The 24,780-nt window shown below is 65.4% G+C and carries 24 protein-coding genes and 1 riboswitch; of the genes, 10 read left to right on the forward strand and 14 right to left on the reverse strand.

Annotation, left to right across the window (positions count from 1 at the left end; translation table 11 throughout):
• Window positions 1–256: hypothetical protein (locus GPT33_RS01485; RefSeq protein WP_296805208.1), on the forward strand; the 256-nt coding region annotated here is incomplete at its 5' end.
• A gap of 24 nt (window positions 257–280) precedes the next feature.
• Here the strand turns inward: GPT33_RS01485 and GPT33_RS01490 are convergent.
• Window positions 281–883 (reverse strand): MarC family protein, encoded by a 603-nt coding sequence (locus GPT33_RS01490; protein ID WP_296805210.1) that lies wholly within the window; start codon window positions 881–883, stop codon window positions 281–283.
• 110 nt (window positions 884–993) lie between these two features.
• Complete coding sequence (locus GPT33_RS01495; protein WP_296805212.1) at window positions 994–1,338, reverse strand: helix-turn-helix domain-containing protein; 345 nt, start codon at window positions 1,336–1,338, stop codon at window positions 994–996.
• Window positions 1,339–1,478: 140 nt separating this feature from the next.
• On the opposite strand from GPT33_RS01495, the gene GPT33_RS01500 reads away from it, so the two are divergent.
• Window positions 1,479–1,715, forward strand: a complete 237-nt coding sequence (locus GPT33_RS01500; protein WP_296805214.1) for a thioredoxin family protein — start codon at window positions 1,479–1,481, stop codon at window positions 1,713–1,715.
• Window positions 1,716–2,154: 439 nt separating this feature from the next.
• Here the strand turns inward: GPT33_RS01500 and GPT33_RS01505 are convergent, their stop codons facing one another.
• The 8 genes from GPT33_RS01505 to GPT33_RS01540 form a co-directional block, all read right to left on the reverse strand.
• Window positions 2,155–2,958: an ABC transporter ATP-binding protein gene (locus GPT33_RS01505; protein ID WP_296805216.1), complete on the reverse strand. Its 804-nt coding sequence runs from the start codon at window positions 2,956–2,958 to the stop codon at window positions 2,155–2,157.
• Entirely contained in the window at window positions 2,955–3,779 is an 825-nt protein-coding gene (locus GPT33_RS01510; protein WP_296805218.1) for an ABC transporter permease, read from the reverse strand. The genes GPT33_RS01505 and GPT33_RS01510 overlap by 4 nt, the downstream gene beginning before the upstream one ends.
• Window positions 3,776–4,870, reverse strand: coding sequence for a putative urea ABC transporter substrate-binding protein (locus tag GPT33_RS01515; RefSeq protein WP_296805220.1), 1,095 nt, complete (start codon window positions 4,868–4,870; stop codon window positions 3,776–3,778). Before GPT33_RS01515 ends, GPT33_RS01510 begins: the two co-directional genes overlap by 4 nt.
• Window positions 4,871–4,929: 59 nt before the next feature.
• Window positions 4,930–5,103, reverse strand: a riboswitch (guanidine-I (ykkC/yxkD leader).
• A 455-nt stretch (window positions 5,104–5,558) separates the two neighbouring features.
• On the reverse strand, window positions 5,559–7,400 hold the full coding sequence (locus GPT33_RS01520; RefSeq protein ID WP_296805222.1) for a RyR domain-containing protein: 1,842 nt from the start codon (window positions 7,398–7,400) through the stop codon (window positions 5,559–5,561).
• Window positions 7,401–7,411: 11 nt separating this feature from the next.
• Window positions 7,412–8,185, reverse strand: coding sequence for a hypothetical protein (locus GPT33_RS01525; RefSeq protein ID WP_296805225.1), 774 nt, complete (start codon window positions 8,183–8,185; stop codon window positions 7,412–7,414).
• 1 nt (window position 8,186) lies between these two features.
• Entirely contained in the window at window positions 8,187–8,648 is a 462-nt protein-coding gene (locus tag GPT33_RS01530) for an OsmC family peroxiredoxin (protein ID WP_296805227.1), read from the reverse strand.
• Between the two features lie 31 nt (window positions 8,649–8,679).
• Window positions 8,680–9,165 carry a gamma-glutamylcyclotransferase family protein gene (locus GPT33_RS01535; protein ID WP_296805229.1) on the reverse strand — a complete coding sequence of 162 codons (486 nt, stop codon included), beginning with the start codon at window positions 9,163–9,165 and terminating at the stop codon, window positions 8,680–8,682.
• Window positions 9,165–9,752: a DJ-1/PfpI family protein gene (locus tag GPT33_RS01540; RefSeq protein ID WP_296805231.1), complete on the reverse strand. Its 588-nt coding sequence runs from the start codon at window positions 9,750–9,752 to the stop codon at window positions 9,165–9,167. The genes GPT33_RS01535 and GPT33_RS01540 overlap by 1 nt, the downstream gene beginning before the upstream one ends.
• A gap of 214 nt (window positions 9,753–9,966) precedes the next feature.
• On the opposite strand from GPT33_RS01540, the gene GPT33_RS01545 reads away from it, so the two are divergent.
• From GPT33_RS01545 to GPT33_RS01570, 6 genes are all read left to right on the forward strand, one after another.
• The gene (locus GPT33_RS01545; protein WP_296805233.1) at window positions 9,967–11,079 is read left to right on the forward strand and encodes a glycosyltransferase; all 1,113 of its coding nucleotides are present in this window, start codon (window positions 9,967–9,969) and stop codon (window positions 11,077–11,079) included.
• An 87-nt stretch (window positions 11,080–11,166) separates the two neighbouring features.
• Entirely contained in the window at window positions 11,167–12,612 is a 1,446-nt protein-coding gene (locus tag GPT33_RS01550) for a TrkH family potassium uptake protein (protein ID WP_296805235.1), read from the forward strand.
• A gap of 262 nt (window positions 12,613–12,874) precedes the next feature.
• Window positions 12,875–13,348 carry a thioredoxin fold domain-containing protein gene (locus GPT33_RS01555; protein WP_296805237.1) on the forward strand — a complete coding sequence of 158 codons (474 nt, stop codon included), beginning with the start codon at window positions 12,875–12,877 and terminating at the stop codon, window positions 13,346–13,348.
• Window positions 13,345–14,589 carry a hypothetical protein gene (locus GPT33_RS01560; RefSeq protein WP_296805239.1) on the forward strand — a complete coding sequence of 415 codons (1,245 nt, stop codon included), beginning with the start codon at window positions 13,345–13,347 and terminating at the stop codon, window positions 14,587–14,589. The genes GPT33_RS01555 and GPT33_RS01560 overlap by 4 nt, the downstream gene beginning before the upstream one ends.
• Window positions 14,590–14,736: 147 nt before the next feature.
• Entirely contained in the window at window positions 14,737–15,759 is a 1,023-nt protein-coding gene (locus GPT33_RS01565) for a VanZ family protein (protein WP_296805241.1), read from the forward strand.
• Between the two features lie 544 nt (window positions 15,760–16,303).
• Window positions 16,304–18,793, forward strand: coding sequence for a diguanylate cyclase (locus GPT33_RS01570; protein WP_296805243.1), 2,490 nt, complete (start codon window positions 16,304–16,306; stop codon window positions 18,791–18,793).
• A gap of 536 nt (window positions 18,794–19,329) precedes the next feature.
• On the opposite strand, the gene GPT33_RS01575 is transcribed toward GPT33_RS01570, so the two are convergent.
• The gene (locus GPT33_RS01575) at window positions 19,330–20,031 is read right to left on the reverse strand and encodes a YoaK family protein (protein ID WP_296805245.1); all 702 of its coding nucleotides are present in this window, start codon (window positions 20,029–20,031) and stop codon (window positions 19,330–19,332) included.
• On the opposite strand from GPT33_RS01575, the gene GPT33_RS18850 reads away from it, so the two are divergent.
• The gene (locus GPT33_RS18850; protein WP_363928918.1) at window positions 20,030–20,437 is read left to right on the forward strand and encodes a cupin domain-containing protein; all 408 of its coding nucleotides are present in this window, start codon (window positions 20,030–20,032) and stop codon (window positions 20,435–20,437) included. The genes GPT33_RS01575 and GPT33_RS18850 overlap by 2 nt on opposite strands.
• Here the strand turns inward: GPT33_RS18850 and cydC are convergent.
• Together cydC and cydD are read right to left on the reverse strand one after the other, a co-directional pair.
• Window positions 20,379–22,112: a thiol reductant ABC exporter subunit CydC gene (cydC, locus tag GPT33_RS01585; RefSeq protein WP_296805250.1), complete on the reverse strand. Its 1,734-nt coding sequence runs from the start codon at window positions 22,110–22,112 to the stop codon at window positions 20,379–20,381. The two genes, GPT33_RS18850 and cydC, sit on opposite strands and share 59 nt — an antisense overlap.
• Window positions 22,109–23,965 (reverse strand): thiol reductant ABC exporter subunit CydD, encoded by a 1,857-nt coding sequence (gene cydD / locus GPT33_RS01590; RefSeq protein WP_296805252.1) that lies wholly within the window; start codon window positions 23,963–23,965, stop codon window positions 22,109–22,111. The genes cydC and cydD overlap by 4 nt, the downstream gene beginning before the upstream one ends.
• 131 nt (window positions 23,966–24,096) lie before the next feature.
• On the opposite strand from cydD, the gene GPT33_RS01595 reads away from it, so the two are divergent.
• Window positions 24,097–24,549 carry a putative toxin-antitoxin system toxin component, PIN family gene (locus tag GPT33_RS01595; protein ID WP_296805255.1) on the forward strand — a complete coding sequence of 151 codons (453 nt, stop codon included), beginning with the start codon at window positions 24,097–24,099 and terminating at the stop codon, window positions 24,547–24,549.
• A 56-nt stretch (window positions 24,550–24,605) separates the two neighbouring features.
• Here GPT33_RS01595 and GPT33_RS01600 read toward each other — a convergent pair.
• Window positions 24,606–24,780: lipocalin family protein (locus GPT33_RS01600; protein WP_296805257.1), on the reverse strand; the 175-nt coding region annotated here is incomplete at its 5' end.

The raw sequence follows: 24,780 nt of genomic DNA on the forward strand, positions 1-24,780 counted from the left end.
GCTATCAGCCATCAGCCATCAGCCATCAGCCGCCAGCCGCCAGCTTCCAGCCGTCAGCCACCAGGGATTGATGAGCCCAAAAAGAGTAGTTGAACCGCAAAGGCGCAAAGGACGCAAAGGCGTTCGATGCCTTGTTTCAATGCGGCTATTCACCCAAAGGGTGAACGTTATTCGCATTGCAAATCCTTGTTTTTATTTGCGCCCTTGCGCCTTTGCGGTTCTGAATGCCGGATTTGGGATGATAGCTGATAGCTGATAGCGGCAGGCGGCAGGCGGCATGTCAGCGCCCGCCGAGCATCTCCTCGACATAGACGGCGACTCCATCCATCAGCATCTGCACCGCCATCATGATCAGCAGCATCCCGGTGAGTCGCACGAGCGCCCGAAGTGCACGTGGACCCAACTTCTCCATCAGGAGCCCGGAGGCCAGCAGGATCGCGGCGCTGACGCACCAAGCCGCAGTCAGGGCGGCAAACCAGGTCCAGAACCGATCGGGCTCGCGGCTCACCAGCAGCAGCACCGCGGCGAGCGCGGACGGTCCGGCGATCATGGGCACCGCCAGCGGGACGATGAAGGGTTCCTCGTCGAGCTCGCGCCGCTCGATCGCCTCATGATCCGGAAAGACCATCCGCAGGGCGATGATGAAGAGCACCACGCCCCCCGCGACGCCGAGCGCCGGTTGCTCGAGCCCCAGGTGATGCAGGACCAGATCGCCCGCCGCCAGGAAGGTCAAGAGCACCAGGTAGGCGACCACCAGCTCGCGCCCGATGATCCGGATGCGCCGGGGACGCGGATAACGCCCGAGCAGCGAATGGAACACCGGAATGTTCCCCAATGGGTCCATGATGATGGCGAGCAGAATGGCGGCGGAAAGGAGATCCATGCCATCAGTCTAGACCCTGTCCGACCGGGGCGGATCATCGGCCATCCAAGTCTGCCCCGCCTCCCGCTCGCCGGGTGCCGAGATGCCGGACCAATCCCCGCAGAACAGCCCTAGCCGTCCCGCGGATCGCGTTCCTCGGCCCGTTCGGTTAGCGAGTCGAGCGTCCTGATCTGGTCGATGATGCTCACCAGCTTCCGGCCCTTCTCGGTGAGTCCGTATTCCGTTCGCGGCGGGGACTCGGCAAAGACCTGCTTGGACAGCAAGCCGTAGTGGGTCAGTTTGCGCAGCCGTTCCGAGAGGACCTTGGTCGAGATGCCGTCGATATGCCGTTCCAAGGCTCCGGGTCGAGCGATGCCGGCGCCGACCGCTTGCAGAACCGAGACCGACCATTTGCAGCCGACCACGTCCTCGAGTTTTTTGTAGGTCGAGCGAAGTGCCGACGATGGTTTTTTCATGCTTTTCAGAATCAGTAAATTACACCAAAAGATGCCCGGCTTACCGAAAGGTGCCTGCTATTGGAACGGTCCTGTTGCTCCTACTATCGAAGTCAGGCTTCGGCATCGTGCCCTGGCCACGCATCAGAACGGAGACCAAGATGAAGAGCAAAGCGATCTTTTATCATGCCGGTTGCCCTGTCTGCATCGCGGCTGAGCAAAGTTTAGCCAACGCTATTGACCCCGCAAGGTATGAGGTCGAGGTGATCCATCTCGGCGCCGATCGCACGCGCCTGGAGGAGGCAGAGGCATTCGGAGTCAAGTCGGTACCGGCCCTGGTTATGGATGGGACGGTGCTTCACATCAACTTCGGTGCCGGCATCGATGCCTTGAGATAACCGTCCCACCTCGGCCGCATCGACGTTGACGTCGCGATCGTCATCCTGCAGAGCGGGGCATCGGGGATTGCCCGATTAAGACCTCGCCGTTTCGAGGGCGTTCGAGCGAAGGAGGTGTGGTATCGGCGGGGTCGGGTGAACGGATCAATCGTCACGCATCGACCTTGAGAGGATATCCCACTTCCTGATCTCGAACTCGCCCTCGCTCTTGAACTAAACCGCGTCCGGAGCGAGATGCGTCGTTCTCATTTCGCGTTTGGCTTCGGAGATGTCCTCGACCCTGGTGAGACGCGGTTTAGAATTTGATATTTTTTAAGACTTTAAACCGCGCCAGCTCCGACAGTCGTCGGGGCTGGCGCGGCCAAGCCATTCCAACACATGACGCATATCGCACCGGGCGCGGTTTAGCCATCAGCTATCAGCTCTTTGACGGGTGGGCTCACCGCTGGTGGCTGGGGGCTGAAGTCTTGCGGCTGGCGGCTGGCGGCCGCCCCAACACCTCCGCCAGCGTTTCCGGATCCGCCTGTCCGATCGGCAGGTCGTAGGTGATGCCGGCGCCGTAAGCCTGAGGTGCGTCCGGGTCGTAGCGCAGTTTGTCGAAGACCAGCAGGCGCGTGCCCAGGTAGAAGCCTTCGCGGATGTCGTGGGTGACCATAAAAACGGTCAGGTTATTCTCGCGCCAGAGCCGTAGGACCAGCTCGTGCATGTCGCGTCGGATCCCCGGGTCGAGCGCGCCGAAGGGCTCGTCGAGCAGCAGGATACGCGGGTGCATGACCAATGATTGGGCCAGTGCAAGGCGCTGCTGCATGCCGCCGGAGAGCTGGGTCGGGTACTTGCGCAGCGCCTGGCCGAGACCGACCGCCTCGAGCATCGCGACCGCCTCGTCCTGCGCATTGCGACGGGCTGACCCGAAGAGTCGACCTGTCACGGGCGAGGCGCGCAGCTCCAGTCCCAGCAGCACGTTGCCCAAGACGGAGAGATGCGGGAACACCGAGTAGCGCTGAAAGACGATGCCTCGATCGGGACCCGGCTCTGCGGGAAGAGGCTCGCCGTCGAGCAGGATCCGCCCGCGGCTGGGCGTCTCCTCTCCCAGCAACAGGCGCAGCAGCGTGGTCTTGCCGCAGCCCGAGGCCCCGACGATGGTGCAGAACTCGCCGGGCGCGACGGTCAGGTTGAGTCGCTCCAGCACGACCTGATCGCCGTAGGTCATCCAGACGTTCTCGAAGCGGATCCGCGGTGTCATCGGCCTGGCTCTCCCGTGTGGTACCAGGGGAAGGCACGACGCGAGATCTGCTTCAGCAGAAAGTCGGTCAGATAGGCGAGGATCGTAATCCAAACCACGTAGGGCAGAATGACGTCCATCGCGAGATACCGGCGCACGAGGAAGATGCGATAGCCGAGGCCCTCGGTGGCCGCGATTGCCTCGGCGGAAATCAGGAAGAGCCAGGCGGTGCCGAGCGAGAGCCGTACCGCATCGATCAGCCTGGGCACCACCTGCGGCAGGATCACCCGCAGGACGATCTGCCAACTATTCGCGCCGAGCGTCTGCGCCTTGATGATCAGCTCGCGCGGCAGCTCCTGCACCCGCTGCTGCAGATCGCGCACGATAAAGGGCGTGATGCCGACGACGATGAGGACAACCTTGGAGACCTCGCCGAGCCCGAAGACGATGAAGAGGACCGGCAGCACGGCCATCGGCGGAATCAACGACAGCACCGCGACAAAGGGTGCAAACCCGGACCGGATCAGCGGGATTGCACCCAGGGCCACGCCCAGCACCAGCCCGATCGCAGCGCTGATCCCGACACCCTGCGCGAGCCGTCGCAGACTCGCCCCCGTGTCCTGCCACAGCAGGATCTCCCCGGTGCGCTGGCTCGGCTCGCTGGTCAGGCGGACGAAGGACTCGGCGAGCGTGCTGAAGGAGGGCAACAGCTTGTCGTTCGGGTTCTCAGCCAGCCGCGCATCCGAGGCCACCAGATAGACGAGCGCCAGGACCACGAAGGGCAGGAGCGCGAGTGCCGCGGTCGAGACCGGGCCGGGGCGTTGGTTGATGAGTCGTTTCACAACTCCCCGTCCGCCGCCATCTGCATAAAGCCCGCATCGAAGCGCAGCTTGAGATTGCCGTCGTCGCCGAAGTAGCGCTCGCCGGGGAAGGCGACGCCGATAAAACCGGGGTTCGGCGCACCCTCGCCGAGGAGGCCGTGGTCAAAGGAGAAGCTCGCCACCTCCTCCATGGTCGCCGGCAACTGCTCGCTCTTGGCGAAAGCCACGGCCTCCGACGGTTCGAAGAACATCTTGGTACTGGCGAGTTGGGCCTCGTAGCCGGCCAGATCGGTTCCGGACGCCTTGCCCATCGCGGTGCGCGCGGCCCGACCGGCCTCGTCATCCCTGGACATGATCGACATGGTCTCGTACCAGGCGCCGACCAGCGCCTTGCCGAGCGCCGGGTTGGCCTCGAGGGTCTCGGTGTTGACGACCATGAGGTCGATGATCTCGCCGGGGATCCGGCTCGAATCGAACACCTTGGCGGTGTTCGGCATGGCGAGGATCTCGGAAACCAGCGGATTCCAGGTGACCAAGGCTGTGGGGCCACCCGAGGCGAAGGCCGAGACCATATCGGCATCCGAGGTGTTGACGACGGTGACGTCGCGCTCGCTCAAACCCACGCTGGCCAGCCCGCGCGCCAGCAGATAGTGCGAGACGGAGAGCTCGACCAGATTGACCTTCTGACCGGCGATCTCGGACAGCTCCGCCTTGTCGCGGAGGATGACGGCGTCGTTGCCGTTGGAGAAGTCGCCGACGATCAGCGCCGTAGAATCCACGCCGCCGGCGGCCGGGATGGTGAGCGCGTCCATGTTGGTCATGACGCAGCCGTCGAAGGCGCCGGCGGTGTATTGGTTGATCGACTCGACGTAGTCGTTGATCTGCACCAGCTCGATCTCGATGCCGTACTTGTCCGCCCATTTCTTGACGATGCCGGACTCGGCGGCATAGTCCCAAGGCATCCAGCCGACATAGATGCTCCAGGCGATGCGGAACTGATCCTTGGCCAGTGCGCTGCCGGAGATGGACAAGGCCGCGAGCAGGAGGACGACAGCCGGCACTAGGACGCGGGGCACGCGGGTTTTGGAGCGGTTGGACGGAGCGAAGGTCATGGCAGACTCTCCCGAGGTCAGGTTACGAAACGGAACGCGGGAGAACCTGCATGCAGGTGATCTCCCGGGCTTTTATCCCGCCGTGTAACCCGCCCCGGTCGATGCGCCCTGGACCTTTCGGAGGCCGGATCGAGCCGGCTCGGGAAGGTGTTCGGACGGATCGGCGGATCAGGTCGGCAGCTCTCGGACCAGACACCCGCGTTTAGCGGATCGGAACCCTAGCCACCTATTCGCCGAATTGTCGCGTGAGCTGCAGGGCGGACGACGCACCTGCAGGTTCTCCTGCTGTACCGACATGCAAATCATGCGCCAACGGCGACAAGCAGCGCTGCGAGTCGCCGGTCTGCCCGTCCCGCGAGAGAGGGCGCGAGTCCAGCGCCTTAGTTCGACGTCCTCCATCCCCCGTGCCGAGGCCGGCCGACAAGCGGGCAAATGCTCCGAAACGATCAAGAAAACCAAAAACGTAGGATGGGTAGAGCGCAGCGAAACCCATCCTCCCCGCTCCAACGCCCCGGACCCGGGCTGCCGCACAACAAAGGCGCATTCGGGGCTAACCGCGCACGATTCAGGTGCACTTAAACCGCGTCCCTGCTAAGGGCTGTGGATGCACCAAACGTCGAACCCACTCGAAAATGAGCATCTCGCTCTGGACGCGGTTCAGTTCCGAACCGACGACCGGCCGCGGCCATCAATACTCGAAATTCCAGTCGAGACCCAAACCACCCGGATCCAGCCGAACCCGCTTCTCGACCACGCCCGCCGGGACCCGATCGCCCAGGATCAGACTGATGTCGGCACGCTCCGACAGCCAGGTCGCCAAGTCGGTCTCGCCGTTGAGGCCGATCCGCCGCTCGGCCCGCGCCGTGAGCGTCAGGAAATCGCGTCGGTCGTGCGGATCGGGCAGCTCGGCAAGGACTTGCCCCAAGGGGCGCGGAAGCAGCAGAAAGAGACCCACGCCCTGCTCGCGATCCATCGCTTCGCGCACCAGCTCGCGCGAGCGCCGATCGCTCAGGGTCGAGGCGAGCACGAGGGCACGATCCGGGTAACGCACAACCAGTCGATCGAGGGCCTGGTCGGCGAGCCGCCGCAACCGCATGCCGCCCGGACAGCCCGCAGCGGGCTGCGGGATACCGACGATCAGCAAGCGCAGGATCCCGAGGCCCTGACGCGCGAGCAGGGTCGGCAGACCGCGCACCGCAAAGCGATCCAGATCCTTCATCGGCTCGGAAAGATCGGCGTAGGGAATGAGCTGGGGGTGGTGCTTGCGCGGGTTGTCGCGCTCGGGGGCGTAGCTCCAGCCGTCGAGATGACGATCCGCGGCCCAGCGCTCGTGCTCGATGATCGCGAGTCGCTCGACCTCCAAGGGCGTCAAGACGAAGGACTCGACCATCTCCTCCGGCACCGCCCTGGCATCGGTCACGGCGAGCTTGGCCCAGACGTGGTCGGCCTGATGGCGATTGGCCTGGCGATAGGAGGTCTCCAGCAGCTCCCAGGGCTGACCTGCAGGTTCCAGATCCGGATCACGACCTTGAGCGGCGATGCTGTCGCGATAGTGATCGTGGATGGTCCGGGCGACCTCGTCGCCGCGTCCATCGAGCAACACCGCCGGGCGGCATGCCTCGCGCAGATAGGAGACCGGGATGATCTGACCGTCCCAATCCTCGATCCCGGCGGCGAGCGTTCGCCCGGGGCTTGCCGTCGCACCGGTCTCCAGCAGGACGGGAGGCGATACACCCTGGAGTGCGGCGAGCCTGTCGACCAACCCACGAGCGAGATCCAGGCCCTCGCCGGTCGCCTCGCCGGGGCAAACGAGGGCGAGCGTAACCGGGGGCGCATTCTCGGGAACTTGCTGTTCGATTCCGCTGCGCTGATTCGCAGCACGAACCGGGGAGAGCAGGGACTCGAGATCTTCGACCGGCGCGAATCGGATGTCGGCAATCGCCCGGGCTTGAGGATAGGCGCCGAGGAAGCGCGTTTCGGCCGCGGCGCGATTTGAACACACGACGCTGACACACGGCCGACCCGTGCCGTATTGGATCAGGCGCAGGGCATGCACGAGGAGCGCCTGCGCAGGATCGGCGAAACCGGCGATCAGCAGATGCGGTCGCTGGCCAAAGCGCGGGTCGAGGCCGAGATGCAACGGCCACCGACCGAGCAGGGCACGCGCGGCACGATCGAGGATTGCAAAGGTCTCCGGACGCCACGGGCTGTCGGGCTCCGGCATCGTGAACCGGGGCGGCGGATCCTGCCGATGCATCAGGATCAGGCGACGAATCGCCTGGCGGCTCGGGCGTCGACCCGAACGACGGTCATGTCGACCGCGGGCGACAAGCGCTGCAACCAGAGCCGCCGCATTGGGGGGATCGGCCAGGATCAGGGTGTGGATTCGTCGAGGATCCAGCTCGAGAAGGCGCTCCCGGTCGACCGCTTCGGCCCTGCGACCCTCGCCGCGCAGACCCGTGACGACCTGTCCTGCGAGCGGCTCGGAGCCGCAGACGAGAACAGGGAGTCGACCGAGGGCAAAAGGCATCCGTCCCATCCTCAGGGGGCGAATGCTCGGGCAAGAACACCGGGGAGATGCTCGTCCGCGTCCGCCAGGTCCAAGACATCCATCAGCGCGCGTTCAGGGGCTTCGGCGTCGAGATCTCCCGGGCCATCCAGACCCGCCGCACCGTTGCAACGCCACTCGAGGAGCCGATCCGCGGTGCCGCCGCTGCCGGCGAGCACCAGGACGCGACCGCCGGACCGCAGTCGGTGCGTCACATCCAGACGGGTGATCTCCCCGCCGGCCGCGACCAGCATCAGCGTGCCGCGCCCGCTCGCAAGGCGATCGGCCACGGCACTAATCCAGGGCGACTCATCGCCCCAGCCGTCGCCCGGCACCAGTATAAAATGGGTATGGTCGGGATCGAGCCGCGCCTTGCCGTCCTTGCCGAGGGGCGGATCCGGCTCGCCGGAGTCGATCACCACCGCACCTTGCGGCGCAATCCCGATCAGCGGGAAGCGCGCACCGGCGCTGCGGCGCGCCCGCCCCATCAGCGCCATGACACCGAAGGCGGTGCCCCCGTCGATGACGGCCGCGCCGAGCGCGTCGAGTTGCGGCGCCATCCGCTCAAAGAGTCTCAGCAGCGCGGGCGCCACCGCCTCGGGCAGATTCGCAGCGCCGCCGACCAAGACCAGAACGGGTCTCGGGTCGGTCAAGCCGACAGCGGCTAGGGCAGCATCGAGCACGCCGGACTCGGCGCGCACGTGCGGATCGGCGATCCACACCGACGGCGCGAGACCGGCGCGGTGGCTCGTCACGTCCAACGGCACGTCATTCCGTCTCGTGGAGGACGTTGCCCGCCTCGTCCCGAAGCGTCACGCGCATCGGAATCCCTTGCCGAATGCTGGCCGAGACCACGCAGAAATCCTCGAAGAGACCCTTGCAACGCGCGAAACGCGGGGATGTCGTCACGGGCTCCCCGAGGATCAAGGTGATCTCCATCCGGCCGACACGCAGCCGCTTCTTCTCGTTGCGAACCATCACACAGACGGCCTCGGCACGCAGGCAATTGTCCGGCGGCTCCTCCTTGAAGACGCAATAGAGCAGACTCGCGCTCAAACAGTCGGCCGCCGCCGCGGCGAGCAAGCGCGACGCGTTCGGTCCCTTTTGCTCGCCCAACGGGGGCGGCTCGTCCATCAGTAGATCCGCGGCGCGCTTCCAGTCAAAGGCGACATTGATCTGAAAGCCTTCCTGCTGCTCGAGATGGATTTTGAAACGGCCTTCTTCGGACATCGGGCTTACTCCAAAGTCAACAGGGCTTGGATCAGGCGTGCGAGCGGACCGACTCCGAATCGCTCGGCTGCGCAACGGTTTTACGGCTCGTATCGACGAGCAACGGGCCACGGGTCTTCGGATCGCGCGCCCGGCGCACGCCGGCAGCCCGGATCGAGTCCGGATCCGTCACGAAGGTCCGCCAGTCGCCGCCGGGGATCAGCGGGCGATCACGCACGGATCCGCGAAAGAGATAGATCCAGGCCCGTCCGTACGGCGTCGCCAGCAGTCGGCGGTCGTAGAGTGCGGGATAGTCTTCGAGTCGATCGAGCCGGCAAAGGCCGGCACGGTCGACGCCGTACACCTCGCCCCGGATCGCGGTTGCGCCGCCACGCACCGCGCCCGGATAGGCGCGGAGCAGATAGAGCGAGAAGCACGCCTCCGTGCGATGCGACCCGAGATACTCCGCCTGCGCGAGCAGATGGTGATTGACCTCTCCGCGCAGCAGGGTCCCGTAGACAAAGACGCGCTGTCTCATCAGGTTTCGATGCGGGTGCCCAGCAAATCGAGGAACTTGCGCATCCACTCCGGGTGCGCCGGCCACGCCGGGGCCGTGACCAGATTGCCGTCGGTGTAGGCATTGGAGACGGTCTCGTTGACCTCGCACCAGGTACCGCCCGCGCGCTCCACCTCGGGGCGCACCGCCGGATAGGCGGTGCAGCGCTTGCCTTCGAGAATCCCGGCAGCCGCGAGGATCTGTTGACCGTGACAGACCGAGGCGATCGGCTTGTCGCCGGCCGCGAAATGGCGGACCAACTCGATGACGCGCGGATTCAATCGGAGATACTCGGGTGAGCGGCCGCCCGGGATGACCAGCGCGTCGTACTTGGCCGGATCGACCGCGTCGAAGTCCGCCGTGATCGCGAAACGGTGCCCCGGCTTCTCGCTGTAAGTCTGGTCGCCTTCGAAGTCGTGGATCGCCGTGCGTACCCAGTCACCGGGCTTCTTGTCCGGGCAGACGGTGCGGACGTTGTGTCCGACCATCTGCAGGATCTGAAGCGGTACCATCGCCTCGTAGTCCTCGACATAATCGCCGACCAGCATCAGGATCTTCTTCACCGCCATGATTCTGTCCTCGTTGTGATCAAAGCTCGTGCAGACACCAGACTATACCACCCGTACACCTTGACGATCGCCGGTGACTCCGTGCCGATATGTACGACGCCGAACCGCGTGCGACGACACCGACACGCACCGCCAAGTCCCCGCCGATCGGCCCGTCTCGGCGCATCCAGCGGGCACCGAAACGGGGCGACATCATCCTCCGCGAGAGCCCGTCATGCCGAGCACCAAGCCCCCTATCGCCGTCTTCGCATCCTTCTCGGGCGCCGGGGGTGTCGAGCACATGCTCGTCAACCTCATCCGCGGCGTCCTTGACCTGGGTCAGCCCGTGGATCTGGTGCTGATGCGCGCCTCCGGCCCGCATCTGGCACGGCTCCCGGCCGAGGTCACCCGGATTGAACTGGGCACCCGACACAGTGCGCTCGCCGCCCCGGCGCTCGCCCGCTATCTTCGGCGCCGCCGCCCCGCGGCCCTGCTGGCTGCCAAGGACCGCGCCGGTCGGGCCGCGGTGCTGGCGCGAGCGCTGGCGGGTACGGACACCCGCTTGGTGATGCGGCTGGGAACCCACCTCTCCGCGGCGATGGCCGAAAGGTCCGGAGCCGAGCGGTGGTTGCGCTATACCCCGATCCGTTTGCTCTATCCGCGGATCGATCACATCGTCGCCGTCTCCGAGGGTGTCGCACAGGATACCGCCCGGATCGCCCGCCTGCCGAGCGAGCAGATCAGCGTGATCCGCAATCCGGTCATCACGCCGGAGCTTGAGCGCTTGGCCGCCGAGCCCTGCCCGCATCCCTGGCTCGCGCCCGGCGAGCCGCCTGTCATCCTGGGCGCGGGACGCCTGCAGCGTCAGAAGGACTTTCCGACCCTGCTCCATGCCTTCGAGCGGTTGCCGCGCGCAGCGGGCTACAGGCTCGGGATTCTCGGCGAAGGCGGCGGGCGACCCAAGCTCGAGACGCTGATCGCCGAGCTCGGTTTAAGCGACCGCGTCGCGCTGCTCGGCTTTCAAGACAATCCGTATGCCTTTCTGGCGCGTGCCCGTCTGTTCGTGCTGTCGTCCGCTTGGGAGGGCTCGCCGAACGTCCTGACCGAGGCCATGGCGCTCGGCGTCCCGGTCGTCTCGACCGATTGCCCGAGCGGTCCGTTCGAGCTCCTGGACGGCGGACGCTACGGGCCGCTGGTGCCCGTCGGGGATGTCGAGGCGCTCGCCGACGCCATGCAGCGGACCCTGACACACCCCCTGCCACCCGAGAGGCTGCGCTCCGCCGTCTCCGAATACACGCAGGAACGCAGCGCCGAGCGCTATCTGGAGGTGCTCGGTGTCGCCCGCTGAGTCTGCACGCCCGGCTCATCCGGCGCAGTCCCTTCGGGACCCTAACCGCACACTTGCCGGAGCCCGAGCAGGCGCTCGGGAGCGCCCATGAACCCGGTCCTGGTCGGTCGGATCGTCGGGATCTATGCCCTTATCTTCGGCATCACCTTGATCGGTCCGATCCTGGTGGGCCTCTGGTATCGGGAGTCGGACGTCGTGCACTTCCTCTGGCCGATGGTCGGCTCGCTCGCGGGCGGCGCCTTCCTCTGGCTGATCGGTCGGCGCCGCGCACGCGAGTTGAGCGTGGGGGACGGCTATCTGGTCGTGGCGCTCTTCTGGGTGCTGCTGAGTATCCTGGGTGCTTGGCCGCTGATGAACGGCTTTGGTCTCTCGCCGGTCGACGCCCTGTTCGAATCCACCTCCGGGATCACCACGACGGGGGCGACCGTGATCGCCGGCCTGGATGCAATGCCTCGCTCGCTGCTCTTCTACCGCCAGCAGCTGCAGTGGTTCGGCGGGATGGGACTCATCGTGCTCGGGGTCGCGGTCATGCCCATGCTGGGCATCGGCGGGATGCAGCTCTACCGGGCCGAGGCGCCGGGGCCGCTCAAAGAGGAGAAGCTGACCCCGCGTCTGACACAAACTGCACGTGCGCTCTGGCTGATCTACTTCTCGCTCACCATCGCCTGTGCCGGCGGCTACTGGCTTGCGGGGATGACCCCGTTCGATGCCGTCTCCCACAGCCTGTCGACCGTCTCGACCGGCGGATTCTCGACCCACGACGCCAGCATGGGCCATTTCGCAAGCCCCGCCGTCGAGGCGGTGGCCGTGGTCTTCATGCTTTTGGCCGCGATCAACTTCGGGGTCCATTACCTGGTCTGGCTCGATCGCAATCCGCTGCAGTATCTGCGCGATACCGAAGCCAGGACCTTCCTCGGCTTCGTCCTCGCGATGGTCCTGTTGGTCGGTCTGATCCTGTACCTGGAAGGCCCCTATGACCAGGTTCACACCAGCCTGCGCGATGCCGCCTTCGAGGTGGTCTCCATCGTCACCAGCACCGGCTTCGGGATCGTCGACTTCGCCCACTGGCCGGATTTCCTCCCGCTCCTGCTGATCTACATCAGCTTCGTCGGCGGGTGCGGCGGCTCGACCGCCGGCGGCATGAAGGTGCTGCGCGTCCTGCTCATGGTCAAGCAAGGCGCGCAGGAGGTGCGTCAGCTGATCCATCCGCACGCCATCCTGCCGCTGCGCTTGGGTCGACGCATTGTCGACCCCCGCCTTGCACGTTCGGTTTGGGGCTTTTTCGCACTCTATACCTTTGCGGTCGCGACCTTGACGCTCTTGATGATCCACGCCGGCCTCGCCCCGCTGGATGCCTTCAGTGCCGTCGCCACTTGCCTGAACAATCTCGGTCCGGGTCTCGGCGAGGTCGCCCTCACCTTCCAATCGGTCAGCGATTTCGGCAAGCTGCTCGGCGTCGTCGCCATGCTGCTCGGGCGCCTGGAGATCCTGACCATCCTGGTGATCCTCTCGCCGGCCTTTTGGCGGCGTTGACCGCCCGATCACCTCGACTCACCGAGCGCTTCGGAACGATTCAAAAACGACCAAAACCCATCCTCACCGCTCAGACGCCCGATCCGGGTGGCGTTCCTTTGTTCATGGCACCCGCTCGGCGTTGTCACGCTGCCCCGCGGCGCTCTGCGCCACGCGACACGATGGCCGGAGTTGCAAACAAGCTGCGGGTGCCGGTCCGCACCGGCTTTTGCTAAGGTGCCGGTACGCAACCTCATTCATCCTACTCGCGGGAGCTTGACCCATGCCCCGATTCGCTCGATCGGCCCTCCTCGGCCTTCTCCTGATCTCCGGTGCCGCAGCCCACGCCGAGGCGCCTGACGGCTACGCCTTCAAACCCTTCGACCAGGCCATGCAACAGGCTCGGGACGAGGGTAAGCCGCTCTTCGTCTACTTCGGCCGCTACGGCTGCGGCTACTGCGAGAAGACCAACAAGGAGGCATTCTCCGACGCGCAGGTGCGCGAGCGTTATTCCGCGCATTACGCGCTCGCCTATGTCGATGCCGAGAGCGGAGAGCGTCTACGCCTGCCGAGCGGGGAGCGCATCACCGAGCGCGAGCTCGGGACTCGCTACGACGCCTTCGTGACGCCCGTATTTTCATTCATGACGCCGGACGGTGAGACGGTCCTGCGTCTGGTGGGCGTACAGCGGATCGAGGATCTGCTCGAGGCCGACGCCAAGATCCAAGAGGCGCTGGCCGTCGCGGGTGCCTCGTGATCCGGTGCGTCCAAAAACCCAGCCGTGCCACCCTCGCCGGGGCGCTCGTTGCCGGTCTGGCGTGGGCGACCGCCGCGGGGTCGGTCGCGGCGCAGCCCTGGACATTCGATGAGACGCCGATCGAGGTGGTCGGAACCTCGGCGGGCGTCTTCCACCAGATGTCGTCCGCGGGACGCCGCAGCCTCGCGGTCTCCCACGGGACGGTCGCAGTGGTCTGGGACGACGAGCACGCGGGAAACCCGCGCGCCTACCTGGCGCTGAAGGATCCGAATGCGCCCGTCTTTGCCCCCGCGATCCAGATCAGTGGCGAAGGCGAGGCCTTCGAGCCCGCCGTCGTCGCCATGCCCGATCGCCGCTTCGCGGTTGCCTGGGAGGAGGACGGACGGATCCTCGTGCGGCTCGCGACCCCGGAGGGTCTCGGACCACCCTTGGAGCTCAGCCCCAAAGGAGCACAGGTCAGCCTGGACGCCTCCAACGAGGATCTCGTTGCGATCTGGGCGGATCGGCAGACCGGCGTCGGACGGATCATGACCGCGACACTCGACCGCGACGGCGCGCTCGGCCTGGCGGTGAAGGCGCGCTGCCCGGCGGACGCCGTCGCCCCGGCGGCCGATCAACTCTTCCCAACCGCCGCGCGGGTCGGCGAACGGCTCGTGGTCGCCTGGGAGGACCGCCGCCCCGGTCACACCATCATCATGGCCACAGCGAGTGCACCCGGTCAGCCCTGCCGTTTCGATCCGCCGGCACGGATCAGCGAGGACCCGCCGGGTCCCGAGATGCCCTTCGGCGCAGGTCACGGCGTCGCGCGTGTCGCGATCGCACCCTATGGCACCGACCGCCTGCTCGCCGCCTGGGAGGACAAACGCAACTTCCGTCACGGCTACGACGTCTATGCCGCACACTTCGGCCCGGACGGATTCGGCCCGAACGAGAGGGTGCAGGACGACTTCGGCGAGCTGTCCGCGCAATGGCACGTCAGCGCCGCCGGCCGACCCGACGGCACGCTCGTCGTCGCCTGGACCGACGAGCGCGAAGGACAGGGCGACATCCTCCTGAGCTGGTACACCGACGGCGCTTGGAGCGAGGACCTGCCGCTTCCCGGAGCCTCCGGCCCCGATGAGCAGGGCCATCCGTCCATCGCCCTGGACGACGTCGGCAACCTCCACACCGCCTGGGTGACACGCGAGACCAAAGGCGGACCGACCCGCATCCAATATCGCTTCGGGCTGCGCGCCGACTGACGCCCGAGCAACGCACGTCAACCTGAGCCGATTTCCGGCAATGAACATCCCGACAGCCCACGCCTGTATGGGCGAATTCATTCGCCCACAGGCCCGCACACCCTCTATCCCTGAAATCACCTGAAAGCCCGCAAGGACACGCACGCCATGCCAAGCCACGGCCCGACCAAAATCCTGATCCTCACCCTCTTTCTGTTCGGCTACTGGGCAGTGGGTCTCTACCCTTTCACCTTCGAGCTCCCGAAATATGTCGTGAATCAGGCCGAACGCGCGGCCGACGGAGGCTTGTCGTTCCCGGAGGTCGGCATCGCACGAACCCACGGCGCGCCGGACTGGTTGAGCGGCCTACAGGACACGAGCAGTCTCGAGGTGCGGCTCGTCGCGCGCACGGACGATCCCGATCAACGCGGGCCTGCCCGGCTCTTCACCATCTCCGACGGCGTTTCGGATCGCAATCTGACACTCGGGCAAAAGGGCGCCGATCTCGTCATCCGCGTCCGCCGCCCGGGATCGGACGCCAACGGCACGCCGGACCTGCAGGTGGCCGACGTCTTCCGCGACCCCGAGTGGCACGAGATCCGCTTTCGACTCAAGCCGGATCGACTGGCCCTGACGGTCGACGACGAGACCCGATTCGATCAGGTGCTATCCAGCTCGCCCTTCCCCGAATGGAATCCCGACTTCGCGCTGGCGATGGGCAACGAACTTCCCTACGGGCGGGCTTGGACAGGCGAGATTCGGGCCGCGTCGGTCGACATCGACGGCCGCACCATCGATGTTCTGGATCCCGCCGAGATTGAGCTCCCCGGGGGTTGGTGGGAGATGAAGGCATTCAACCCGTGGGACCTCGACCATAGACGGCCCTATTACGCAAACGCCGACATCTACGTCAACTTCTTCGGATTCATCCCGTTCGGCGCCCTGCTCATGCTCTTCTTCGGACGCCGCCTCTCCATCGTGCACATCATGCTCCTCGGAGCGGCCTTGAGCCTCTCGATCGAAACCCTGCAGATCCTGCTGCCCCGCCACCCCTCGGTCACCGATCTCGTCCTCAATACCATCGGCGCCGGGGTCGGCGCCTATCTCGCGCGGCTCGCGATGCGGGAACGGCACAGGCGGCTGAATGCAAAACCGCCGTCGATTCGGGAAGACCCCCCCAGACCGGGCTGAGCGGGAGCAAATCCCTGCGTTCGCCGCCGCTGCCCCCAACGATCGCAACAGGTATCATCCACTCGAACGCTTCCGCACCATCTACAAAGGAACCCACCGGCATGGCCGCCACGTCCTCGCTCCTTCCTTGCCGTCCTGATCATCTCCCTAAACCGCGCCCGGTGCGGTATGCGTCATGTGTTGGAGTGGATCGGCCGCGCCAGCTCCGACGACTGTCGGAGCTGGCGCGGTTTAAAGGCTTGAGCGCCCGGGGACGCACGTTCTCGCACCGCTCGCGACGTCCACCAGCTCCGCCGCTGCCTGTTGACGGTGCATCCCGCCCCGCCAAACAACTCCTGTCTCAGTACATGCCCAGGCTCCCGGGGGCTGGCTTGGATGTCCTATCCGCCCAAGCGGCCGCAGCCGTCGCCTAGGCAGCGTACAAAACAACAGGCGTCCGATTGATTAGAGGCTATCATCGCGTTTTCGACGCAGCCAATGGAGCTTCATGAGGAACACGGCTGTCTGGGTGGCCAGGGATCGATCCGTTGGCGCGACGTGTAAAATGCGCGGCGTTCCCCTTGCACGCCTGACCCTGTTCTGCATCGCCATCTGTGCCGCACTCCCGGCCCTTGCCCTGGACAGCGTGACCCTGCAACTGAAATGGCGCCATCAGTTTCAGTTCGCCGGTTACTACATGGCCCTGGAAAAGGGCTACTACCGTGACGCGGGGCTGAATGTCCGACTCCTGGAGGCCGGACCGCACACCGACCCCGTCGCCGAGGTGATTTCGGGCGCGGCGCAGTTCGGGATCGGCAGCAGCGAGCTGCTGCTGTCTCGACAGACCGACCCTGTTGTCGCCCTAGCCCCGATCTACCAGCACTCGCCCTTCGAGCTCCTTGTCCGCGCCGACCGCGCGAGCAATCTCCATGAGCTGGTCGGACAGCCCATCATGCTGGAGGCCGGCTCGGCCGAGATCCTGGCCCTGTTCTTAAAGGAAGGCGTCGAGCCCGACGAGCTGACGATCTTTCCCCATAGCCTGGGAATCGATGCGCTGCTGCAGAACGAGGTGGCTGCGATGTCGGCCTATTCCACCACGGAACCTTATCTTCTGCGCCAGGCCGGTCTTGACTACAACGAATTCTCGGCCCGCGCGGGCGGCATCGATTTCTACGGCGACATCCTCTTTACCAGCGAATCCGAGCTGAAATCCAACCCCGAGCGAACACGGGCCTTTCTCGCCGCCAGCCTGAAAGGCTGGCATGACGCCATGGCGCATATCGATGAAAGCATCGAGCTCATCATGGCCAAATACAACAGCCAAGACCGCACCCGCGCGCACTATCGCTTCGAGGCCGAGGAGAGTCGGCGCCTGATGCAGCCGGACCTGGTCGCGATCGGGCATGTCAACCCCGGCCGCTGGCGTCATATCGCCGATACCTATGCCGCGCTGGGCATGCTGCCCGAGCATTTCCCGTTGGATGGGTTTCTCTATGAGGTCAAGTCGCCCCGACTCGATCCGGGCTTGGTCGCCGCGCTGACCTTTGCCTTGGCGGCGGCGTTGACGCTGGCCTTGCTGAGCTGGCGCGTGCATGGCCTGAACCTGCGCCTGCGCGGGGAGATCGCGCGGCGCGCGAGGTTGAATCAAGAGCTCGCCGAGAGCGAGGCACTGCACCGCCTGCTCACGGAGAACAGCGGCGATGTCATCTGGATGCTCGATCTAGCCAGTCAGCGGTTCGATTATGTCAGTCCCTCGGTGGAACGCCTGCGTGGCTTCACCCCGGAGGAAGTGATCGCGCAACCCATGGAGGACGCCCTCACCCCGGAATCGGCGGAGAAGGTCGAGGCCCTCATGCGCGAGACGATCGAGCGCCTCTTGGCGGGCGATACCGAGGCGGTCTACGTCACCACCGAGGTCGACCAACCACACCGTGACGGTCGCATCGTTCCGACGGAAGTCGTGACAACCTATCTGATGGACGAGGCCGGTCACCCCGTCAAGCTCCTCGGCATCACGCGCGACATCTCCCAACGCAAGGCGCTGGAGTCTGAATTGCGCACCCGCCTCGCCGCCATCGAGGCTGCGGCCGACGCGATCGTCATCACCGACACCCGGGGCCACCTGCTGTATGTCAATCCTGCCTTCACCCGGCAAACCGGCTACGATCTGGAATCGGTCAAAGGTCGTTACCCCCGGATCCTCAACAGCGGCAAACAGTCCGGAGCGTTTTATGCGCAGCTCTGGCAGACCGTACTGGCCGGGCGGATTTGGCGTGGCGAGTTGATCAATCGTCGCAAGAACGGAGAGCTTTACGAGGAGGAAATGACCATGTCCCCCGTCAAGAACGATCAAGGCAAGATCGAGTGTTTCGTTGCCGTCAAGCGCGATATCAGCGGGCAGCGTGCCATGGAACGCGCCCTTCAGGCCGCGAACCGGGAACTTCAACAGAACCTGAACAAGATTAGTCGCTTGCAGGAAATCCTCGCCGAACAGGCAGTCCGGGACCCGCTGACCGGGCTTTATAACCGACGTTATCTCGACGAGACCCTAGCACGCGAATTTGCCCGTGCCGAGCGCGAGGGATATCCCTTGGCAGTGGCCATGATCGACGTCGACTTCTTCAAGCGTATCAACGACACCTGGGGACACCCGGCCGGCGATGAGATCCTCAAGGTGCTGGCCCAGTGCCTGCGGGCGGGGGTCCGCGAGGGCGATATCGTCTGTCGCTACGGGGGCGAGGAATTCCTGCTGTTGCTGCCGCGTATCACCCTGGAGATCGCATTCCAGCGTGCAGAACGCTTGCGCCGAGATTTCGCCGACAGCGAGCTGGCTTGGGTCGAGACCCGGATCCGGGCAACGCTTTCGATTGGGCTCGCGAGTTTTCCCGACCATGCCCAGAACGCGAAAGCCCTGATCGAGCAGGCCGACGCTGCCCTGTATCGCGCGAAGCGATCGGGACGTAATCGGACAGAAATCGCGTCAACCGCCGCATCCGGAGCGATCGCCGAGGAATCGGGAATCAAACCCTGTGACGCAAGCCCCCCAGGGCTCTGAGTAGGCCGGGCACTCCCTGAAAAAGGGTAGGGCGACGTTTGTGTTCTCTGTTTGCCGCCTGCTTTCTCGGCGGTACCACATGGTCTCGCCCGTGGACCAAGTTGCGAAACGCCCCTCTCAGACCTGGGCAAGCGGCTTTCCAACATCTGATGTGCTGCAGCACATAAGATGTGGTAGTCACGCACGTCCGGATCTGTTGGGGTCGTCCCCGTAGGCAAGGAAAACAAGGGGGCGGATTTGTTTTTGTGCGCACGAAATCGGGGAAGGACAACGTTTTCCCGTATCGGTGACATGAAAAATGCCTGACTGGCGGGTATCGATGGCGGCATGGATACGGTATCGGTTCTAAACCGCGCCCGGTGCGGTATGCGTAGTTTTTTGATTTGGCTTGGCCGCGCATGCTCGGACGACCGCCGCAGCAGGCGCGGTTTAAAGCATTGAAAAATATTAAACTTTAAACCGCGCCGCACCAAGATCGAGAACATCTCCGAAGCCAAACGAAACATGAAAATGACGCATGTCGCTCTGGACGCGGTTTAGGCCGGTGCCGAGCGCTGGATGGCGATGACCGCGCAGATGGATGCGATCGGGACGAGAAGGGCGAGCGCGCCTGAGCGGAGGAAGAGTATTCCGCACACGATGGCGCCGCTCAGGTAGACCACCCAGATGAGGCCGTTGCGCCAGGGTAGGCGGTCAGGCGGCGGTTTCGCATCGGACTCGGCCGGCCGGGTCCGGAGACGTCGGTGTCGAGCGGCGCGGATCCAGCGGACGTATCCGGTACTGAAGGTGGCCAGCATTCCGGTGATGTAGGTGGTCGAGGGGCCCTGCAGCCGGAGTACGGCCGCGCTTTGGACCCCCATGGCCAACGCGGCAAGCGCGACCACTGCAACACCGGAGCGGCCGGCGACGGGCTCGACCGGCAACCAAAGCATGAGGAGGGAGATCAGGAGGAGGATCTCGATCAGCAGCGCCGGGAGGATGCCGGTTTCGCGCCGAGGGCCCGATGTCGACCAACCACAGAGAACCTCCCCTGCAACCGCGCCCGCGACGAAGGCAGCGACCGAGACGGCGGCACTCAAGCCCGTCTCGGCATCGCCGCGCGCAACCGCAACCGCCAGCAGGACGGTGTTTCCCGTCTGAGCCGCGGTGAGGACATTGAAGCCGAGGATGACCATAGCGTCCACGCCGGCTGCGGCGAGGGTCAGCAACAGGGGGGAGATCTCGGAGCGCCAACGCATGTGCATTCCCAAATCAAGTACGCCGGATTCATTCGTGATCGGCCCGGCCCTGGCCGACGGACAGCAGGAGCAGTTTCCGATTCCGGGGGACACCTTTCACACGGCCCGGCTGCTTGGCGGCGGTCGGTGGTTTCTCGGCGGCAGCACCGAGTGGCCCGGGGTGATCCCGTCCGATGTCGAGATCGGCGACGTGGAGGAGCTTGCTCGGCGCTATCCCGATGCGGCAGTCATGCGGATCGCAGGTCAAAAGCACGTCCGGGTAATAGAAGGCCTCGTGGGCCGCCACCCGCACCTTCATGCCGCTAACGACGCATGTTGCTCCAGACGCGGCTTCGCTCACCGTCAGCTCACGCCACCGCACCCGCGGCGTCTCGCAGCAAGGCCCCTTGCGTGGCTTCCGGGATGACCTTGGAGTCGCCGCGCGCGACCTCGCGCCCGTTGTCGAGCACCAGGACGCGGTCGACCCAGTCCAGGCCGGCGGGACGGTGGGTGATGAGCAGCACGGTGCGCCCGACCATGAGCCGGTCGAGCGCCTGCATGAGACTGCGCTCGGTCTCGGCATCCAGACCCTCGGTGGGCTCGTCCAGCAGCAGGATGGGGGCATCCTTGAGCAGGGCGCGGGCGACGGCGATGCGCCGGGCCTGTCCGCCGGAGAGACGCACGCCGGTCTCCCCCACCCAGGTGCCGTAGCCCTCGGGCAGCTCGCTGATGAAGTCGTGGATCTGGGCGACGCGGCAGGCGGCCTCGATCGCCTCCTGCGTGGCCTCGGGCGCGGCGATCTGCAGATTCTCGCGGATGGTGGTGTCGAAGAGATAGGTCTGCTGGCTGACCACCGCGATATGGCTGCGCAGATCGTCGCCGCGGAAGGTGGTGATGGAGTGACCGCCGATGCTGATAGCGCCGGCGTCCGGCTCCCAAAAACGCAGCAGCAGGTTGAAGAGCGTGCTCTTGCCCGAGCCCGTGGCGCCGACGACCGCGGCACGGGTGCCCTGCGGGACATCGAGATCGATGTCGGCGACGGCGGGCGTCGCCGCACCCGGATAGCTGAATCCGACACCCCTGAAGCGAATGTCGAAACGCTCCGGTCGAGGCGAGGGTGCGGTCGGCTCGACCACGGGCGGCTCGGTATCGACGATGGCGAAGATCCGCCGCGCCGCAGCCAGGGTCCGACCGAGGAGCTGGAAGGCCTGAGGCAAGGGTGCGACGGCCTCGAAGCTCGCAAGCGTGAAGAGCGCGAGCATGGCCAACTGCGGGGGCATCAGGGTGCCGTCGTGCACCATGGGGATGGCGAGCCAGAGCAGCACCCAGAGGCTCAGGCTCGCGCTCAGACCCACTGCCGCCTGGGTGACGCCGTGATCGCTGCTCAAGCGCGCCTGATCGGCGATCAGGCGTCGCCCCAGGACGTTGACGCGCTCGGACTGGCGCTCGTTCGCTCCGTAGATCGTCAGTTCGGCCATACCCTGAACCCCGTCAATGACGGCCGCGCGCAGCTCGGCCTCGTCCTCGGCGAGCCGACGCCCGGGGGCCTGGCCGCGCCCTTGCGACCAAACGGGCAAGGCGACGCCGGCGATCAGCAGGAAGGCAAGCCCGGAGAGCGCCAAAAGCGGGTCGTGCAGCAGCAGGAAGACGAAGAAGAGCACCGCGCTGATGGCGGCGACCGCCACGGGTACGAGCACGCGCACATAGAGGTTGTCCAGGGCGTCGATGTCGGCACGGATGCGGCTCAACAGGTCGCCGCTGTGATACTGCTGCAAACGCGCGGGAGCCAGCGGCTCGAGGTGGCGGTAAAACCAAACCCGCAACTCGGCGATCAGCCGGAAGGTGGCCTCGTGGTTGACCAAGCGCTCGGCGTAGCGGCCGGCCGTGCGCACGATGGCGCTGAGCCGAATGAGCGCAGCCGGCGCGAAGTAGTTGATGGCGACCCCGGCCACCCCGGCCACCGCCATGGCGGTGATGAACCAGCCCGCCAAGGCCATGAGCGCGACGTTGGCGATCAGGGTCAGGAGGGCAATCAGGGTGCCGGCGATCATCCAGCCGCGATAGGGCCGAAACAGGCTCCAGAGACGCAACAGCTCCTTCATCGATCGTTCTCCTGCTCCGGATTCCAAACGTCGGCCTGCCCGGGCGCAGTCTGGCCGTAGGCCGCGATCATACGGGCATAGATCCCGTTCGATGCGGAAAGGGTCTCGTGCGTCCCGGACTCGGCCACTCGGCCCGACTCGAGTACCAGGATGCGGTCCGCCCGGCGCACGGTCGCGAGCCGATGGGCGACGACCAAGAGGGTGCGACCCTTCGCCAGCTCCTCGATGCCCTCCTGCACCAGACGCTCGCTCTCCGGGTCGAGGTTGGCCGTCGCCTCGTCCAGGATGACCAACGGGGCGTCGCGCAGGAAGGCGCGGGCGAGTGCGATGCGCTGGATCTGACCGCCCGAGAGACCCGCCCCGCGCTCGCCGACAAGGTTTTCGTAGCCGGCGGGCAGCGCCTCGATGAATTCGGCAGCACGGGCGCGACGGGCCGCCGCGCGGACCGACTCGATATCCGCATCCGGACGGCCAAGCCGGATGTTGTCGCCGATCGTCCCCTGAAAGAGACGCGGCTGCTGCGGGACCCAGGCAAGGTGGCTGCGCCAATCCTCGAGGTCGAGGTCGGACAGCGCCTGCTCGCCAATCAGGATCCGCCCCGAGGTCGGCGAGAGGAAGCCTAGCAGGAGGTTGATGACGGTGGTCTTGCCGGCCCCGCTGGTCCCGACCAGCGCGACACGGGCGCCTGCCGGGACATCGAAATCCATGCCGCACAGTGCATCGCGGCCCTCTTCGTAGCTGAAATGCACGTCCTGAAAACGCAAACCGAAGGGGCGCGGTGCCTGCAGCTGGGTGTGGCCGGACGCGGCCTGCTCGGTTGCAGTCGCCTGGGTTGCGTTCGCATCGGGTGCGGATCGCGCCTCCGGCTCGGTATCCAGCACCCGGATCATCTGCTCGGCGGCCGCGGCGGCGGCCATGCGCGCATGGTACTGGATCCCCATGTTGCGCAAGGGGGCGTAGAACTCGGGCGCCAACATCAGGATGAAGAGGCCCTGCAGATAGGTGATCTCGGGGAGTGCCATCAGCCACTCCGGCAGCGGCATCACGAGCCCGTAGAGCCGGAAACCGACGAAGACGGCGATGATGGCGATACCGATGGCGGCGAAGAACTCCAGAACGGCCGAGGACAGAAAGGCGACCCGCAAGACCTGCATGGTGCTGCTGCGATAGGCATTGGAGATACGCGCCACCTCGTCCGCCTCGCGACGGCTCGCCCCGAAGAGCTTCAGGGTCGTCAGGCCCTGGATGACGTCGAGGAAGTGCGAGCTCATGCGCGCGAGCTCCTTCCATTGGCGCTGATTCTTGGACTGAGCGCTCGATCCGATGAGGATCATGAACAGTGGAATGAGCGGCGCGGTCACCAGCATGACCGCACCCGCAACCCAGTCCGCCGGAAAGACCACGACCAGGATCACCACGGGCAGGATCATCGTCAGGGTCATGGCCGGGAGAAAGCGGGCGTAATAGCCCTCCAGGTCATCGATCCCCTTGGTGAGCATTTCGACCAAGGCACCGCTGCGCTCGTTGGCCAGATAGCGCGGACCAAGGCGTTGTAGGTGGCGGAACACCTGATCACGCAACCCGCTGCGGACCAAGGCAGCGGCTTGGAAGGCCGACCGCTCACCCAGCCAGACGGTGACGCCGCGCACCAAGAAGAGCCCCAGCAGGACCGCCATCAAGTGCCCGATCTCGGTCAGACCCGCCCCCTCGAAGATCACGGCGTTCAGGATCAAGGCAAGCAACCAGGCTTGTGCGATGGCGAGCAGCCCCTGTCCAACACCGAACCCGATGGTGCGTTTCAGCGCAGCACCGGCAAGCGGACGGTGAGACTTCAGCCAAGCGTTGACGGACATAGTGCGATCTGCCTGGAGGCGGGCCGGTCGACCCGAATCGGGGGAGGATAAGGAAGGGAAGACCGACAGGGCAACGAAAAAACTCACACGAGATGGTTGCTCTCGTGCTGAGATGCGCCGAACACCTGGCCATGAACACGAGAAACGACGCGGATGAGGATCGACGCGCATTGAGCGAATCGAACGATTCGGCCGCATTGACGAGCGGCACGCCGCCGTCGCTTGTGACGCACTTCATACTTGAGCACGGACGCTTGTTGTTTTCCCGGGAAACGTTCGCCGAGCTGGAGACCCGCTTGTGGCGTCCCAAATTCGACCGATACCTCACGCTGGAGCAGCGTCAAGCGCTTCTTCACGACTTCAGTGCAGCAACGGATTGGGTTGAGTTGGATCAGCATGACCACGACCGAATGCGTTTCAGTCGCGACCCGGACGACGACAAGTTCGTGTGGACAGCGCTTGTCGGAGATGCCGACTGGCTGGTAAGCGGCGATGCCGATCTACTTGATCTGGCCACCGCTCAGGAGAAGGTTCGGATTCTTTCGCCGGCACGAGCCCCGGCTCTCATCCGCGAGGCCGATTGAGTCGTCGAGCGTACTACCGAGAGGGACGCGCGGGGGCAAACACCCCCGCCCACGCCTCACCCACCCGGACGCTGCGGCACCTTCTCGATCTTGCTCGTGTCGTAGCCGAGCCCGCCGAGGAAGGCGACGATTTCGTCGTACTTGGCCTGCGGGATCTCGGGCTCGCGGGCCATGACCCAGACATAGTCGCGTTTGGCCCGGCCGATGACGGTGATGCTGTAATCAGGTTCC

Source organism: Thiocapsa sp. (assembly GCF_011390875.1).
GTDB lineage: Bacteria > Pseudomonadota > Gammaproteobacteria > Chromatiales > Chromatiaceae > Thiocapsa.

Excerpts from the sequence above, each read along its gene's own strand:
- GPT33_RS01490 (WP_296805210.1), bottom strand. The coding sequence starts at position 883 with ATGGATCTCCTTTCCGCCGCCATTCTGCTCGCCATCATCATGGACCCA.
- GPT33_RS01495 (WP_296805212.1), bottom strand. The coding sequence starts at position 1,338 with ATGAAAAAACCATCGTCGGCACTTCGCTCGACCTACAAAAAACTCGAG.
- GPT33_RS01500 (WP_296805214.1), top strand. The coding sequence starts at position 1,479 with ATGAAGAGCAAAGCGATCTTTTATCATGCCGGTTGCCCTGTCTGCATC.
- GPT33_RS01505 (WP_296805216.1), bottom strand. The coding sequence starts at position 2,958 with ATGACACCGCGGATCCGCTTCGAGAACGTCTGGATGACCTACGGCGAT.
- GPT33_RS01515 (WP_296805220.1), bottom strand. The coding sequence starts at position 4,870 with ATGACCTTCGCTCCGTCCAACCGCTCCAAAACCCGCGTGCCCCGCGTC.
- GPT33_RS01520 (WP_296805222.1), bottom strand. The coding sequence starts at position 7,400 with ATGCCTTTTGCCCTCGGTCGACTCCCTGTTCTCGTCTGCGGCTCCGAG.
- GPT33_RS01530 (WP_296805227.1), bottom strand. The coding sequence starts at position 8,648 with ATGTCCGAAGAAGGCCGTTTCAAAATCCATCTCGAGCAGCAGGAAGGC.
- GPT33_RS01535 (WP_296805229.1), bottom strand. The coding sequence starts at position 9,165 with ATGAGACAGCGCGTCTTTGTCTACGGGACCCTGCTGCGCGGAGAGGTC.
- GPT33_RS01540 (WP_296805231.1), bottom strand. The coding sequence starts at position 9,752 with ATGGCGGTGAAGAAGATCCTGATGCTGGTCGGCGATTATGTCGAGGAC.
- GPT33_RS01545 (WP_296805233.1), top strand. The coding sequence starts at position 9,967 with ATGCCGAGCACCAAGCCCCCTATCGCCGTCTTCGCATCCTTCTCGGGC.
- GPT33_RS01550 (WP_296805235.1), top strand. The coding sequence starts at position 11,167 with ATGAACCCGGTCCTGGTCGGTCGGATCGTCGGGATCTATGCCCTTATC.
- GPT33_RS01555 (WP_296805237.1), top strand. The coding sequence starts at position 12,875 with ATGCCCCGATTCGCTCGATCGGCCCTCCTCGGCCTTCTCCTGATCTCC.
- GPT33_RS01565 (WP_296805241.1), top strand. The coding sequence starts at position 14,737 with ATGCCAAGCCACGGCCCGACCAAAATCCTGATCCTCACCCTCTTTCTG.
- GPT33_RS01570 (WP_296805243.1), top strand. The coding sequence starts at position 16,304 with ATGCGCGGCGTTCCCCTTGCACGCCTGACCCTGTTCTGCATCGCCATC.
- GPT33_RS18850 (WP_363928918.1), top strand. The coding sequence starts at position 20,030 with ATGTGCATTCCCAAATCAAGTACGCCGGATTCATTCGTGATCGGCCCG.
- GPT33_RS01575 (WP_296805245.1), bottom strand. The coding sequence starts at position 20,031 with ATGCGTTGGCGCTCCGAGATCTCCCCCCTGTTGCTGACCCTCGCCGCA.
- cydC (WP_296805250.1), bottom strand. The coding sequence starts at position 22,112 with ATGAAGGAGCTGTTGCGTCTCTGGAGCCTGTTTCGGCCCTATCGCGGC.
- cydD (WP_296805252.1), bottom strand. The coding sequence starts at position 23,965 with ATGTCCGTCAACGCTTGGCTGAAGTCTCACCGTCCGCTTGCCGGTGCT.
- GPT33_RS01595 (WP_296805255.1), top strand. The coding sequence starts at position 24,097 with ATGAACACGAGAAACGACGCGGATGAGGATCGACGCGCATTGAGCGAA.